The 14,990-nt window shown below is 45.7% G+C and carries 11 protein-coding genes, 2 tRNA genes and 1 other RNA gene; 1 reads left to right on the top strand and 13 read right to left on the bottom strand.

The window, feature by feature from the left end; all coding sequences use genetic code 11:
• Positions 1–61: 61 nt before the first annotated feature.
• The 13 genes from KQI22_RS10930 to KQI22_RS10870 all read right to left on the bottom strand — a co-directional run bounded on the left by KQI22_RS10930 (position 62) and on the right by KQI22_RS10870 (position 13,747).
• Positions 62–1,048: a hypothetical protein gene (locus KQI22_RS10930; protein WP_216552250.1), complete on the bottom strand. Its 987-nt coding sequence runs from the start codon at positions 1,046–1,048 to the stop codon at positions 62–64.
• A 13-nt stretch (positions 1,049–1,061) separates the two neighbouring features.
• Positions 1,062–2,513 carry an MBOAT family O-acyltransferase gene (locus KQI22_RS10925; protein WP_216552248.1) on the bottom strand — a complete coding sequence of 484 codons (1,452 nt, stop codon included), beginning with the start codon at positions 2,511–2,513 and terminating at the stop codon, positions 1,062–1,064.
• Between the two features lie 30 nt (positions 2,514–2,543).
• An RNA gene (gene rnpB, locus KQI22_RS10920) (RNase P RNA component class A) lies at positions 2,544–2,893 on the bottom strand.
• An 89-nt stretch (positions 2,894–2,982) separates the two neighbouring features.
• Positions 2,983–4,635 (bottom strand): nucleoside kinase, encoded by a 1,653-nt coding sequence (locus tag KQI22_RS10915; protein WP_216552246.1) that lies wholly within the window; start codon positions 4,633–4,635, stop codon positions 2,983–2,985.
• A gap of 19 nt (positions 4,636–4,654) precedes the next feature.
• Positions 4,655–5,437, bottom strand: coding sequence for a Nif3-like dinuclear metal center hexameric protein (locus KQI22_RS10910; protein WP_216552245.1), 783 nt, complete (start codon positions 5,435–5,437; stop codon positions 4,655–4,657).
• A 17-nt stretch (positions 5,438–5,454) separates the two neighbouring features.
• On the bottom strand, positions 5,455–6,189 hold the full coding sequence (locus KQI22_RS10905) for a tRNA (adenine(22)-N(1))-methyltransferase (protein ID WP_216552243.1): 735 nt from the start codon (positions 6,187–6,189) through the stop codon (positions 5,455–5,457).
• 2 nt (positions 6,190–6,191) lie between these two features.
• Positions 6,192–7,301, bottom strand: coding sequence for an RNA polymerase sigma factor RpoD (gene rpoD / locus KQI22_RS10900; RefSeq protein ID WP_022005546.1), 1,110 nt, complete (start codon positions 7,299–7,301; stop codon positions 6,192–6,194).
• Positions 7,302–7,339: 38 nt separating this feature from the next.
• Positions 7,340–9,133 carry a DNA primase gene (gene dnaG / locus KQI22_RS10895; RefSeq protein ID WP_216552241.1) on the bottom strand — a complete coding sequence of 598 codons (1,794 nt, stop codon included), beginning with the start codon at positions 9,131–9,133 and terminating at the stop codon, positions 7,340–7,342.
• A 12-nt stretch (positions 9,134–9,145) separates the two neighbouring features.
• Positions 9,146–10,153 (bottom strand): deoxyguanosinetriphosphate triphosphohydrolase, encoded by a 1,008-nt coding sequence (locus KQI22_RS10890; RefSeq protein WP_216552239.1) that lies wholly within the window; start codon positions 10,151–10,153, stop codon positions 9,146–9,148.
• A 211-nt stretch (positions 10,154–10,364) separates the two neighbouring features.
• A tRNA-Leu gene (locus tag KQI22_RS10885) sits at positions 10,365–10,448 on the bottom strand.
• Between the two features lie 78 nt (positions 10,449–10,526).
• On the bottom strand, positions 10,527–11,309 hold the full coding sequence (locus tag KQI22_RS10880) for a hypothetical protein (RefSeq protein WP_216552237.1): 783 nt from the start codon (positions 11,307–11,309) through the stop codon (positions 10,527–10,529).
• Positions 11,310–11,385: 76 nt separating this feature from the next.
• On the bottom strand, positions 11,386–13,497 hold the full coding sequence (locus tag KQI22_RS10875) for a hybrid sensor histidine kinase/response regulator (RefSeq protein WP_253293609.1): 2,112 nt from the start codon (positions 13,495–13,497) through the stop codon (positions 11,386–11,388).
• A gap of 165 nt (positions 13,498–13,662) precedes the next feature.
• Positions 13,663–13,747, bottom strand: a tRNA-Leu gene (locus KQI22_RS10870).
• A 198-nt stretch (positions 13,748–13,945) separates the two neighbouring features.
• Here KQI22_RS10870 and KQI22_RS10865 point away from each other — a divergent pair.
• On the top strand, positions 13,946–14,866 hold the full coding sequence (locus KQI22_RS10865; protein WP_216552235.1) for a tyrosine-type recombinase/integrase: 921 nt from the start codon (positions 13,946–13,948) through the stop codon (positions 14,864–14,866).
• Positions 14,867–14,990: the final 124 nt, after the last annotated feature.

Genomic DNA, 14,990 nt, shown 5'->3' with positions numbered 1-14,990 from the left:
ACATACTAGCACACATGTCAGAATTCTGCAAGCCCTTTTTCTATATTTTCGCTTACCGGCTTTAAAGGTCCGGATATTTTTCCTTTAAATAGCCACAATAAGTCTGCACACCTTTTTCGTTCAGGTGATCCGCATCTCCGAAGCAGTCATTCGGATAACAGTAAAAATCCGGGTAAAACAACACGTCCGGAAACTCCTGCACCAGATTCGCCATATAGCTGCGGTAATGGTCTTTAAACGCCCGCGTAAAGATTTTATAAGAAGTCTCATTGACCGGTGTCTGCTCTAAGATCACCTGTATGTTATTTTCCCTGCACAAAAGAAACATCTGTGTCAGATAGGTTGTGATGATATCGGAAGCACTAAAGTCACTGACCTTGGCTTCTCCGTCCACATCATCCGAATGGTCTGCCATTCCGTAATAGGTATGTCCGCTGTCTGCTTCCACCTGCTCATATTTCTGTAGATTTTCCTGCCTGCGTCCGAAAAAAACAGCCTTTTTCAAAGCAGTGGCATATTTATTTGGCATATAAAATTTATATTGCAGATATTCCAGTCTGTAGTGGTCGATCAGAATATGCTCCGTATCCTGAAAGCTCTTTGCACGCGATGCCAGATCAGAAAAGTCCGCACTACTCAGCGTATGAAAATAAATACATCTTGTCCATAACGTATCCACATCCATATAATGCATTGGCGCATATGCGATCACAACCGTCTGCGGCAGATCATCTGCATGCGTTTCGATATATTCCTTCAGTGCATAATAGCCCTCGATCGGCGTTGTCCCGCCCAGCGCGATATTGTAGCTGCCCTCCCAGAGAAGCGACGGATCCATCCCCGCCTTTGTCCGGGAATCACCGACGATCAGAACCTTTGCAGCAATGCCTGTTCTGCCCTGCACATAATCCTGCTGCTGCCTGTACATGGCATATTCCCCATCCAGATAGTTTTCCGGGAAGAATCTGCAATACAGCGGCAGAAGGAGAAAGAAAGGAAACAAAAGCAATATTAACTTTTTGACAATACTACCGATTTCTTTCCACATAGTTTTTGTTACCTCAAAACTGGAAATATACAAATTCCTGTGCATTAAACGATGCCAGCAGGATCACGAGAAGCATAAATCCATAATAAAAGCTCCAGCGGAGCACCGGTTTCCACGTCCCCGTTTTTCGGATCGGATCTGTATGCAGGCTGCAGGCATCATAAACAGCCAGGAGCACAAGGGGCACTACCAATTCAAGTGTCGTCCGCAGTGTCAGTCCGAGGCCCGCAAAGCCTGTCCGCAGGTAAGAAAGCGGATGCCCTATGCCAGTCCACATATCCCGCAGGATATACACTGCCTGTGATACTGACCCTGCACGGAAAAAGACCCATGCCAGCATCACCAGGAAAAATGTCACAAGCCTGCTGATCACCAGAACGCCCTGCTTCTCCGTTCCCTCTTTGGCGCGTCTGATATGTGCCCGAAACAGCGGAATGCTGTTTTCCAGTATCTGCAGCACGCCATGAAGCCCGCCCCAGACAATATAGGTAAAGGCAGCGCCATGCCAAAGCCCACTCACCAGAAATGTCACAAGGAGATTGGCACAGTGCCGCAGTTTTCCGACTCTGTTACCGCCAAGCGGGATATAAACGTAGTCCCGGAACCAGGTGGATAAAGAAATATGCCATCTGCTCCAGAAATCCTTCACAGAGGTTGCAAAATACGGGCTGCTAAAATTCTGCATCAGTCTGATATCAAACAGCTTTGCCGTACCAATCGCAATATCCGAATATCCCGAAAAATCACAGTAAATCTGTATTGTAAAGAAAAAGGCTGCCAGCAGCATGGCAAAGCCCGGATAATCCTGCGGCGTATCAAAAACCAGATCCACATAAACCGCGAGATTATCTGCGATCACAAGCTTCTTAAAAAAGCCCCATGCCATCAGCTTCAGTCCATATACCGCATCTTCCCGGTGGAAGGTATGCGCCCCTTTGATCTGCGGCAAAAGATTCGATGTTCGCTCAATAGGTCCTGCCACAAGTTGTGGAAAGAAGGAAATAAAAGCTGCATAGGTAAAGAAATTCCGCTCCACTTCCACCTCTCCCCGGTATACATCGATCACATAGCTGAGCGTCTGGAAGGTATAAAAAGAAATACCCACGGGTAACAAAAGGGTAAGCGTATGTGCCTGCACCGGGATCGCACATTTTTGGAGGATCCGTACGATCGTCAGATCAAAGAAATTGTAATATTTGAAGAAAAACAAAACACTCATGCATGCTACGATCGTCAGCCATAAAAACAGCTTTTTGTGTGCAGGGTATTTTTCAAGCAGCCTTGCACAGCCATAAGACAGCACGGTTGTAAACAGAATGAGTACGACATATTTGACATTCCAGCTCATGTAGAAATAGTAGCTGACAATAAGCAGAAAAAAAGAACGGTATTTACTTGGAAGTGCCCAATATAAAAAAAAGACAATCGGAAGAAATATGGCAAACGCCAGTGAATTGAATAACATGTTCTTGTCCTTTGTTAAATACTTTATAAAAAAGCAAGCAGGACGGTAAGCCGGGTTATGTCGTTGAATGATCATCTATCTAGGCCTGCTGTTGCCAGCAGGCTCAAGCAACCTACCTGAAAACGCAACGGGCCGCTGCATCGTTCTCTGCTCGGTCTTGCTTCGGATGGGGTTTACATGTGCCCCTGCTGTTACCAGCAGGGCGGTAGTCTCTTAAGCTGCCTTTCCACCCTTACCGGGAGATCCCGGCGGTATATTTCTGTTGCACTGGCCTTGGAGTCGCCTCCACCGGACGTTATCCGGCATCCTGCCCTGTGAAGCCCGGACTTTCCTCGTCTGTCGCCTTTCGGTCTGGCAGCCGCGATCATTTGTCCTACTTGCTTATTTATCACATTAAATCATATTTTTATCCCCATTACGGGATGTGCAGCATTCCAAAATCGCCTGCGGCGATGTGCTGCCGTCCTTACTACACCGGAAAACAACTGCCACCCACAAACTCTCTTACGATGGAGTTGTTTGGCAGATGCTCCGTACTGACCCCTAAGAAGTATTCGAGGAATTTCAGCAGTCTCTTTGCCTCGTAATATTCCGGTTCCTCCTCCGTGATATTAAACAGAAGCGGTTCCGCAAACTGTTTCAGTACTGCCAATTCATAGATCAGCACACTGTTAAAGAAGGCATCTGCTTTTTCCTGATACGGGAAAATATTTTCTTCTTCTCCCTTTCTGACACTCGGCCACATCTGGATCGTTCTCTTCGCAGATGCGCCTCTGGTACGTGCATCCCTGACCATACGACGGATCAGTCTGCCGTCTGTCGTCGGGATCCGGTTATGTTCATCTATATTCAGGCTGGTCAGTGCGCTGATATAGATCTTATATTTGCTGCTGTTTGGCAGAGAATACGACATGGCATCATTCAGTCCATGGATTCCTTCCAGTACCAGAATATCATCCTTGCCCAGCTTCTTTACATTACCTCTGTATTCCCGCATTCCGGTCTTAAAATTAAAGGTCGGAAGTTCTACCTCCTTGCCTGCCAGCAGATCACTCATATCTTTATTGAACTGCTCCACATCCAGTGCTTCCAGACATTCAAAATTATAATCACCGTTCTCATCACGCGGCGTCTCGGATCTGTTCTTGAAATAATCGTCAAGTGCGATCGGATGCGGCACTAAACCAAGTGTGCGGAGCTGAATGGAAAGCCTGTGTGAAAATGTCGTCTTTCCGCTGGAAGATGGCCCTGCGATCATCACAAACTTCACACCATCGCGGCTCGCGATATCCTTTGCGATCTCACCGATCCTGCGCTCCTGCAGTGCTTCCTGCACCAGGATCAGATCATTCAGCTTGCCTTCACAGATCTGGTCGTTCAGATCTCCGACTGTATCGATGCCCAGCTTCATGCCCCAGTCCGTTGCCTGGGAAAGCGTTGTGAAAAGCTGTTTTCTCGGCTCGAATGGGGAAACAACTTCCGGTGCTTCCTTATCCGGCAGATTTAAGATCATGCCGCTTTCATACGCCTGCAGGGAAAAATACGGTACATACCCTGCGTGTGGCAGCATATAGCCATAATAATAATCATAGTAGCTGCCCATATTATAAACATTGATCGTAGAACTCCGTCTGTAACGGAACAGCTTCACCTTATCCTGCATATGCATCTGCACAAATATAGCGATTGCTTCATCCTTTGGCATTGCCTGCTTATGGATTGGCTCCGCAAGCTCCACAAGCTCGCGCATACGCGCTTCCGCTTTTGCCACGATTGCTTCTGTCAGGTTGACGCCTCTGACACTGATATAATACCCCTTTCCGATTGAAAATTCTACCTTTATCTGATCCGGATGCACCTCAGGCAGAATATCATACATGGCACGCATCAGTACCATGGTTGCGGTTCTGACATAAGACTTGTGTCCTGCATCATCCGCATATGTCAAAAAGGAAATCTCTGTATCACGCTCGGGTGCTTTCAAAAGCTCCCGGATCTTTCCGTTTGCGATCACAAGTGCGATCCTTGCAGCATATTTGCTCTGGAAATCCTTTGCGATCTCTTCATACGTCGTTCCTTCGGCGTATTCATATACTTTACCGTCATATTTGATATGCAGCATTTTGCTACCTCCCATTCCCTTACAGGATACGGAACGGATCCGCTTTTCCCTGTGTTATGATCTCAATACCTTCTGTTTCTCTTTTCAGATATTCCTGCAGATACGGCACAAAAATCTTCTCCAGTCCATAGTGTCCTGCATCAATGATCGCCATGCCCTGCTCTACCGCATCAATTCCTTCGTGATGGTCGATATCACCGGTGATCAGCACATCCGCACCCTTTCCGATCGCAGGTGCGATCATGGACTTGCCGGAGCCCGGCGAAATTGCCGCCCTGACAAGCTGCTGGCTGCCCTGTCCGAATACCTTTACCGCCTGCAGATGAAAACGCTCTTTGACATAAGCCGCACATTCATCGACCGTCATCGGATATGGCAGATCCCCCAATCTTCCAAACCCTTCTTTGGCAATATCATCTTCAAAGGTAATATCCAGCACCTCTCTGTTTTGCAGCTTCAGTTCATCTGCTGCCGCATCCGCCATTCCCATCACATCAAAATTGGTGTGCATGGCATAATAGCACATATCAGCCTGCAAAAGTGTTAAGATCCGTCTGCCGATAAAATCCTCACTGTTTACTTTTTTAATGCCCTTAAAAATAAGCGGATGGTGTGTCAGAAGCATATCTGCACCGGCACTTACCGCTTCCGCGATCGCTTCCGTGGTCGCATCGACAGCTATGTAGATCCTTTTGATCTCCTTATCTGTCCTGCCCGCCAAAAGTCCGGGATTATCCCAGCTTTCCGCATAAGAAAGCGGAGACAGTTCTTCCAGTTTCCGTATCACATCTGCGCAGCGCATATGCCCTCCTGTTTTCCTTATGCAAGATCCAGCATGGCTGCTGCCAGATCCAGCATCTTCTTTCTGCTGACCGCCTCATCAGAACTGCTCTGATGCTGCTCTATTGTTTCCAGTATTTTTGCAAATTTCTGTTGTTCCTTTTGGATATAGCTGACAAGCTGCTCATTTTTCTCCTGCATCAGATAAGGCCCGAATGCATGCATGACCTGTCTTTTTTCCGCCGGCAGCTTCTCACATGCTTCGATAAATGCGATCTGCTCTTTTGCTGCCGTCTCTTTTCTTACCGCACGCAGAACCGGATAATATTTTCCCTCTTCCAGCACCATATTCTCTTCTACGATCAAATATGTCTGCTCATACAGAAAAGCTCTCAGTTCTTCCCATTCCGACTGTGGCTGCAGCACAAGCTCCTGCACCGGCAGTCTGTCCAGTTCTCCTAAGATCCGCCGCATCAGGCGTCCGCCCATACCCGCCAGGATCACCGTATCGATCCGATCCTCCGGTGTTACCCCGGCAAGTCCGTCCGAAAGCCGTGTTTCTATGTACGGCGTAAGCTGTACCTCTTTGATATGCTGCTGTGCCCGCGACAAAGGTCCCGGTCTGACGTCAGCAGCCAGTACATGATCTGCTTTTCCCGCCTGCACCAGATAAATGGACACAAAGCCATGATCGCAGCCGATATCCGCTACCCGCCTGCCTGTTACCATATCCGCTACCGTCTGAAGACGGTTTGATAAACTTACTGCTTCCATCATTAATCCAGATAATCCTTCAGCTTACGGCTTCTGCTCGGATGACGGAGCTTACGCAGTGCTTTTGCTTCGATCTGACGGATTCGCTCTCTTGTAACATTGAACTCACGCCCAACCTCTTCCAGTGTTCTGGCACGTCCGTCGTCCAGACCGAAACGGAGCTTAAGTACCTTCTGCTCACGCTCTGTCAGTGTGTCAAGCACCTCATTGAGCTGCTCTCTGAGGAGCGTAAATGCCGCTGCATCTGCAGGTACTGGCACATTGTCATCCTGAATAAAATCGCCAAGGTGGGAATCTTCCTCTTCACCGATCGGTGTTTCCAGAGAAACCGGTTCCTGAGAGATCTTTAAGATTTCACGTACACGGTCTACCGGCATATTCATTTCCTTTGCAATTTCTTCCGGCGTAGGTTCGCGTCCAAGCTCCTGTAAGAGCTGTCTGCTGACTCTGATCAGTTTATTGATCGTTTCCACCATATGCACAGGGATACGGATCGTTCTTGCCTGATCGGCGATGGCTCTTGTGATCGCCTGACGGATCCACCATGTTGCATACGTAGAGAATTTATATCCTTTCCGATAATCGAATTTTTCAACTGCCTTGATCAGACCAAGGTTACCTTCCTGGATCAGATCAAGGAACAGCATACCACGTCCCACATAACGCTTTGCGATGCTGACAACCAAACGAAGGTTAGCCTCTGCTAATTTTTTCTTTGCCTCTTCATCGCCTTCTTCCATCTTCTTTGCAAGCTCAATCTCTTCCTCTGCACTCAGAAGCGGTACCTTACCGATCTCCTTCAGATACATACGGACAGGATCCTCAATGCTGACACCATCCGGGACAGAAAGATCGATATTCTCAACATCAACCTCTTCTTCCTCTGCCAGCAGCATTTCTTCATCCGGCTCATCATCATCGGTAATACGCAGCACATCCACGCCGTTGTGCTCCAGATATTCTACGATCTTGTCAAGCTGATCATCCTCTAAAGAAAGCTCAGCGAAAGAATCCACTACCTGCTGATAATCCAGAACATTTTTCTTTTTCTTGGCAAGTGCCAAAACCTCTTTCAGTTTTTCATCCAGTCTTGCCTGTGTGTTTTCGTCCATCTTTTTTCCATCCTTCCATTTATGTATCTATTTTAACCTTAATCAAAAGAAATATGCGTTTTCTCGAGCTCGTCCAGCTCCTGTCTGCCCGAAATAACACGGGAAAGTGCCTCCATATCAGACCCCGATGCTTTCAGATCCTGTTCGTAGGCATTCCGTTTTACCTTGACAACAATATCATGAAACGCTTTTTCTCTTTCCTGCACCTGTGACTGCGATTCCATATCCTGCTGCATATAAGGCAGCTTTGTATTAAATAAAGATGCCGCCTCGCGCTGCTCTTCTTCCTGTGAAAACCGGCTGATGATCGCTGCCGGATTCGGTTTTCCTTCTTCCAGCTTCGGGAACAGCTCCTGCGCAACCTGCCTGTACAATTCATTCGTAAAAGAAAGCGGCGTGATATATTTTTTGATCTTTTTGTATAGATGCGGTTCTTCAACCAGCCATGTCAGAAGCAGCTTCTGTACATTCTCCTGTTGCTCTTTCGGCGTATTTTTCTGCTGCACGGGCTGTTTCGGCCGTATAACCTCAGCCGCCATGCCCATTTTTGCCGCATAGCCTGTTACAAGCTTTTTCAGGCTTTCCATGCTGATATTGTACTTCTCTGCCACAGCCTCCGTGTAATTTTCTCTTTCCACTTCTTCGGAAAAGCCACACAGCTTCTTTGCAATTTCATTGTAAAACTTCGTCTTTGCTTCCGGGTCAGAAAGATCATATTGCTTCTGCATCATCCTAAGCTCAAAGAAAAAGGTGTTTTCCGCCTGTGATAGACGTTTTGCGAACTCCTCCCGCCCCAGATTTTTCATAAATTCATCCGGGTCTTTATACGGCTCCAGATTCAGTACCTTACCGGTCAAGCCTGCCTCTTTTAAAATACCGATCGCACGCAGTGCTGCTTTCACACCTGCTCCGTCACTGTCATATGACAAAATGACATTCTCCGTATAGCGCCTGAGCAGATTTGCCTGTCCGCTTGTAAACGCCGTTCCAAGCGATGCGACCGCCTGCGTAAAGCCAGCCTGGTGCATGGCAATGACATCCATATAGCCTTCACACAGAATGATATTATCCTGTCTTGCCGTCCTGGCAAAATTCAATCCGTACAGATTCCGGCTTTTGTCAAATACCGGTGTCTCCGGGGAGTTTAAATACTTGGGCTCGCCTTCTCCCATTACCCTGCCACCAAAGCCGATCACTCGATGGTTGACATCCTGAATTGGAAACATCACACGGTTCCAGAACTTATCGCTCATGCCATATTTTTCATTGAATACCGCAACGCCAGACTCCCGGATCAGTTCATCCGGATAACCCTTGTGGCGCAGATACTGGCAAAGATCACTGCTTGTCTTATTCGAATAGCCCAGTCCGAACCGGTTCATCGTCTCATCACTGAGCTGTCTGCCTTTCAGATAATCCAGCCCCACACGTCCCTGCGGTGCCCGCAGCTGATAATAAAAGTAAGTCGCAGCTTCCTTATTGATCTGCAGAAGTGTTTTCCTGCGATTTTCCTTTTCTCTCGCTTCCTTGGAATCCTCGATCTCCGGCAGTGCGATCCCTGCCCTGTCTGCCAGCAGCTTGATCGCTTCCGCAAAAGTGTAATTCTCATAATTCATGATAAAGGTAAATACATTACCGCCTGCCCCGCAGCCGAAGCAGTAATACATCTGTTTCCCGGGGCTGACGGAAAAAGAAGCGGACTTCTCATTGTGGAACGGACAAAGTCCGAAATAATTACCGCCCTTTTTCTTCAGATTCACATAGCCTGAGATAATATCTACTATATCATTTCGTTGTCTGACTTCTTCTACCAGTTCATCAGAATAATACATTTTATCACCAACTTAACCATGCCACGTTTTCGGAATATAAATTTCTTCATATTTTGCGATCGCAAAACGGTCTGTCATGGCTCCTACATAATCACAAACGATCTGCTCCTTCGGCGTCCCGTCGCGGTCCATTAAATTCAGCATATCCCGCGGGATCAGATCCATATTTTTCAAATAATACTCATACAGGGTAATAATGAGATTTTCTGCCTTGCTCTCTTCGCTTTTTGCTACCGGATTCTGGTAAACATTTTCAAACATGAAAGCACGCAGCTCTTTCATCGCATTTGCTACCGGCTCCGACATGATAATATCATCCTTGCCCGCGCTGTTTGTCACAATATCATGGATAAAGTGATCCAGCCGCTCTCCGAGCGTATAACCGATCACATCGCCGATGCTCTTTGGCACATCTGCATCCGTCAGGATCCCTGCGCGGATCGCATCGTCCATATCATGATGGATATATGCGATCTTATCCGACATACGGACGATCTTGCCTTCCAATGTCGATGGCATACAGCTCGTCTGGTGATTGCGGATCCCATCACGCACTTCATACGTCAGGTTCAGTCCCTGCCCGTTCTTTTCCAGTACTTCAACAGTACGGACGCTCTGCTCACTATGTACAAAGCCCAGCGGACAGACGCTGTTCAGTGCCCTCTCCCCTGCATGACCGAATGGCGTATGCCCAAGATCATGCCCAAGTGCAATCGCCTCTACAAGATCTTCATTCAAGCGGAGAGCTTTTGCAATCGTACGCGCATTCTGGGAAACCTCCAGCGTATGCGTCATACGTGTCCGGTAATGATCACCTTCCGGCGTCAGGAATACCTGTGTTTTGTCCTTCAAACGCCTGAACGACTTGGAATGCAGAATTCTGTCTCTGTCCCTTTGGAAAACAGGGCGGATATCGCATTGCTTTTCCTCCCGATCCCTGCCCTTTGAATTTTTACTCAGGCAGGCATACGGACTCAGGTTGGTACATTCCATTTGTTCCAGATTCTCTCTGATTGTCATATAGATTCTCTTCCTCCAAAGACACTTGACGGCTCCCTATTTATATTTTTCTGCACATTTCGCAGGATTCCTTTTTTCTTATGTGAATTTTGTGATTTCCATCTCTTCTTCGCACAAGTGCGCATCCTTGCGGCGCATCTATGTGTGATCAGAATTTCCTATCACATATAGAAAAAAAGAAAACCTCAGCAGATTCTGCTGAGGTTTGGTATGCAGGAGATGGGACTTGAACCCACACGATATTGCTACCACAGGCACCTGAAGCCTGCGCGTCTGCCAATTCCGCCACTCCTGCGCGCAAGATGTATTGTATCTTCTTTTAGGGCTTCTGTCAATGCCTATTTTAAAATTTTTTATTTTTTCGAACAATTTTTTAAATAAAGCTGTTCCAGATGTCTCCATTTGAGAATAGAGATGCGGTATAAGTTGCTGAAGAACCATATACACCACTGGCTTTATTCTGGTCATTCTTTGCATACATACTGATAAAGGATGCCTTTGTCTGTACGCCGTAAGCAAAAGAGCCGTTTCCGTTCATCATGCTCTTCACCGTTGTCATATCTGCTGCTTTCAATTTCTTTTCATCTACAGAGAGCTTATTGTCCTCTCCGATCGTGATACCGATCTTAGAAAGCATCTTTTCATTTGCAACTGTCTGCTGCACCATATTGGAAGCTGTTGAAACAACACTGCTGTTCTTTGACTTTGCTGCTGCACTCAGAACGCTGTTATAGTCATTTGCAAATGCGGATACCGCTTTATAAATTGCATCCGTATCATAGCCCTTTGTCGTCTTTTCAACACCGTTCTCATCCTTTGTCGTGATATCCTTCTCCTTGAAAACGGAGTCCTTACCGGTTTTCAATAAGCTTTCGGCAGATTTCACAAGTGCATTGGCACTCTTCTGCAGAGATGCATTTTCAGATGTTGTATCTGCTGTAGCTGTCTTGCTGTTTGTCTTCTTCGCGGCAGTTGCCGTGTCCGATGAGGCTGCCTTTGTATAATATGCCTTCATCAGCTTGCCATAGCTGCCATTCTTTATGCTGGCGTAATCAGCAAGCGAATAACTTCCGCCGCCGATTCCCGTAGATTTTCCACCGTTCAGGGAAGAAAATAATGCGCTGTAATCTGTTCTTCCTGTGATTCGAATACTCATATGCTTCACTCCTTTGAAGAAAAACACTTTTCCTATTTATAGTATCGGACTTTTTTTGAAATAATGCAAGGCTTTTTCATCTTTTTTGTGTCGTTAACAGCGGTGCCAGTGTACTTCTGATATTTTCAATATCTATCGGCTTTGCGATATGTCCGTTCATTCCCATTTCAAATGCCCTTTTCCGGTCTTCTTCAAAAGCATTTGCGGTCATTGCAACGATTGGTATAGAAGCCTTTTTACTGTCCGGGAGCTGTCTTATCATCTGCGTAGCCTTATACCCATCCATATTTGGCATTTGAATATCCATTAAAATGATATCATATGTGCCCGCTTTCTGCTGCTCCATTTTATTCACACATATGATTCCATCTTCTGCCCGGTCTACTACGAATCCCATATCCTCCAGAATAACTGTTGCGATTTCCGCGTTCAGATCGTTATCCTCCGCTAACAGAATCTGTTTCCCCTCAAATACACGCCTGAAATCTCCTGCAGGAGCCGGCTCATTCTTTTCATACAGCTTACTGTCTACAAGTTTATGCGGAATAATAACAGTAAATTTGCTGCCCTTACCGAGTTCACTCTCCACTTCAATCGTTCCCTCCATAAGTTCTACCAGCTTCTTTACAATCGGCAGACCAAGTCCTGTGCCCGCAACCTTTCCCGCTGTCGTATTCCTTTCCCGCTCAAACGGTTCAAAAATACGCGGTATAAAATCCTTACTCATTCCGATCCCTGTATCCCGGACTGTTGTCTTAATGGCTACATACCCCTTTTTTTCACAGGGTACTTCCTCTATACTCACATCAATTCTTCCACCTGAAAGCGTATACTTGATAGAGTTACTGATCAGATTCGTAAAGATTTCTTCTATCTTCGTAATATCACACAGTACATGCAGATTGGGGATATTCTCCTGATAAATAATGTGAATTCCCTTCTTCTCTGCCTCTTCCTGATAAACCTGACATATTTTGGAAACAATAGACCCCACCGCATCATAGTTTTCGTCCAGTTCCATCTTTCCACTTTCAATCCTTGCCATATCGAGCACATTATTGATAATAGACAGCAGTATATTCCCCGACTCCTCTATCATTTCCTGGTAATGAATAAGATCAGGATCCGTCAGCTTTTTCCGCATTAACTGCGAATATCCGATAATCGCATTCATAGGCGTTCTGATATCATGTGACATATTCAGCAGAAATGTGGTTTTCGCCTCATTTGCGCTTTCCGCAACTTTATAGGCAACTTCCAGCCTTTGCTTTTCCAGTTCCTTTTGCTTTTCCTGACTGACAATACGGGTAACATACAAAATATGCGTAACCCTGCCATCTTCATTTCGCTTTTTCTCTATAAATCTTGCCTGATGCCAGTTCCCATCTGTTGATAAATACTCCATCTCTACCGTATCTGTATTCCTTAACCGCTCTGCAACGGTAGACAGATTAAAGAAATGACGTACTGCCTCTCTGTACTTCTCCGATACAATAGAATCACACAGCTCATACATCTTCTTCTGTGCTTTCCCTTCGTGCCCTGTAAGCCGGTGTACAGACCGGTCACTGGATATTTCTTCATAAAAATCCTTCTCAAGGTCTATTCGATAAATAGAAAAATAGAGTTTACTGACAGCCGATATGATCTCATGATCCAGCAGCAGTTCATCCCGGACATCCTGCGCCTCTTTCAGTGTACGCTGCAGCTTCTCATCGATTGTATGTCTTTCATCGTGGTTGATAAAAATACCGTCAAAAGACTGGGGTGAGCCATCCGCTCTTCTTGACAAATAACCGGTAGAGCGGAACCAGTGGTACTCTCCACTCTTAGACATAAGCCTGTATTCCACATCGTAAACCTTCCTGCCCGTCTTATCTGCAAGCACGCTTTCATATTCTCCCAATGCATTTTCTTTGTCTTCCGGATGCAGTCTGTCCGACCATGTTTCAAATGTATTGGGAAAATCCTCCGTTGATGAAAATCCCAGCATCTGCCGCAATGTATCTGACCAGTTCACTGCGACAAGATTTCCTTCCTTATCATACAGAAGATTCCATGCACCTGAAGATAGCGCCGCATGAATATTATGTAATGAAACAATTCTCTGCTCAAGCTGTTCTTTATTTCGCGTTGCCTCTGCCAATGCCTTTTCCAAATCTCTGCTGTTTACAGTATTTTCTTTCATATGCGTACTCTCTTTTACTTCATTCTTCAAATTATATCATGATATGGCTATGCAATCAAACTTCCAACACCTGCATCATGCATCCCTTAATTCATAGGACGTAATTTTCTATGAAAAAAGCTCTTGAATCCTGAGATTCAAGAGCATGCTCTGATAATTATATAATGCGGAAGATGGGACTTGAACCCACACGATCGCAATGATCACAAGATCCTTAGTCTTGCTCGTCTGCCAGTTCCGACACTTCCGCATGCGTTTTGTTTGCCGCGATTAGTATAATATCATTTTAAAGCGTCTGTGTCAACAGCAAAATACATTTTTTTTGAACTTCGTATTTTTTAAGTTCTTTTGTCACTTTGGGCGGTATTTTTTCGTCTGAATTTTCCGTGTATTGAATCTATGTACGCTATAATCTTCGGTATCTAAATTTATACCAAAGGAGAACATTATGGATACGACACAAACACTTATCGAAAATTATCTGGCATATTGCAGCTCACAGAAACGTCTGGATGAAAAGACCCTGAAAGCATATAGGATCGATCTGCGGCAGTTTTCAGAACAGACTCCTCCCGTGGAGCTTCCCGCGCTCAGCTCTGCAGCTCTTGAAGCCTATATTGCAGCACTGCATAAGCAATACAAGCCTAAAACCGTCAAACGGAAAATAGCCTCTGTGAAAGCCTTTTTTCATTACCTTGAATACAAAGACATTCTCATCCGTAATCCCTTTAACAAATTACAGATCCGTTTTCGTGAACCGGCCATATTACCCAAAACCATTCCTCTACCGGTCGTTGAAACATTCTTAACCACTATTTACAAGCAGCGCAAAACTGCAACAACACTCTACCAGAAAAGAAATGCCTTGAGAGATGCTGCTGTTGCAGAGCTTTTGTTTGCAACGGGTATGCGGATTTCCGAATTATGCACCTTAAAAAGTCATGATGTCAACTTATACGACGGAACGATTCTTATTTACGGAAAAGGTGACAAAGAAAGGCGCATTCAGATTGGAAGCGATGAAGTCATCCATATTTTATCAGAATACAGACATGACTTTCATACAGAAATCGAAGGCTGTCATCATTTTTTTGCCAACCAGGCGGGAAGAGCTTTGTCCGATCAGTCCGTCCGCAGAATGATCACCAAATACTCCTCTCTTGCCGCTATCGACCTGCATATCACGCCACATATGTTTCGCCATACCTTTGCCACCAGCTTATTAGAGGCCGACGTTGACATTCGATACATTCAGGAAATGCTGGGACACAGTTCCATCAACGTCACCCAGATCTACACGCACGTTGCTGTCGCGAAGCAGCGAAACATTCTGGCCACCAAGCATCCGAGGAAGGATTTTCATATATGACAAAAAAGGGGCTGTAAAATAAGTCCCTAACAAAGAAACGCCAACTCCGGCAAATGTCGGTTTTGGCGTTTCTTTGTATGATTTTTTCTATTTTTGAACAGGTCTGCATCTTTGGGTATAAAAA

This window comes from Kineothrix sp. MSJ-39, assembly GCF_018917935.1.
Classification (GTDB): Bacteria; Bacillota; Clostridia; order Lachnospirales; family Lachnospiraceae; genus CAG-194.
Note: the sequence above shows the minus strand (reverse complement) of the source record. Positions and strands in the feature narration are given on the sequence as shown.

Bases quoted from the DNA above. Each gene is read 5' to 3' on its own strand.
- rpoD (WP_022005546.1), bottom strand. From the start codon at position 7,301: ATGGACGAAAACACACAGGCAAGACTGGATGAAAAACTGAAAGAGGTT.
- KQI22_RS10925 (WP_216552248.1), bottom strand. From the start codon at position 2,513: ATGTTATTCAATTCACTGGCGTTTGCCATATTTCTTCCGATTGTCTTT.
- dnaG (WP_216552241.1), bottom strand. From the start codon at position 9,133: ATGTATTATTCTGATGAACTGGTAGAAGAAGTCAGACAACGAAATGAT.
- KQI22_RS10880 (WP_216552237.1), bottom strand. From the start codon at position 11,309: ATGAGTATTCGAATCACAGGAAGAACAGATTACAGCGCATTATTTTCT.
- KQI22_RS10865 (WP_216552235.1), top strand. From the start codon at position 13,946: ATGGATACGACACAAACACTTATCGAAAATTATCTGGCATATTGCAGC.
- KQI22_RS10930 (WP_216552250.1), bottom strand. From the start codon at position 1,048: ATGTGGAAAGAAATCGGTAGTATTGTCAAAAAGTTAATATTGCTTTTG.
- KQI22_RS10910 (WP_216552245.1), bottom strand. From the start codon at position 5,437: ATGCGCTGCGCAGATGTGATACGGAAACTGGAAGAACTGTCTCCGCTT.
- KQI22_RS10915 (WP_216552246.1), bottom strand. From the start codon at position 4,635: ATGCTGCATATCAAATATGACGGTAAAGTATATGAATACGCCGAAGGA.
- KQI22_RS10890 (WP_216552239.1), bottom strand. From the start codon at position 10,153: ATGACAATCAGAGAGAATCTGGAACAAATGGAATGTACCAACCTGAGT.
- KQI22_RS10875 (WP_253293609.1), bottom strand. From the start codon at position 13,497: ATGAAAGAAAATACTGTAAACAGCAGAGATTTGGAAAAGGCATTGGCA.
- KQI22_RS10905 (WP_216552243.1), bottom strand. From the start codon at position 6,189: ATGGAAGCAGTAAGTTTATCAAACCGTCTTCAGACGGTAGCGGATATG.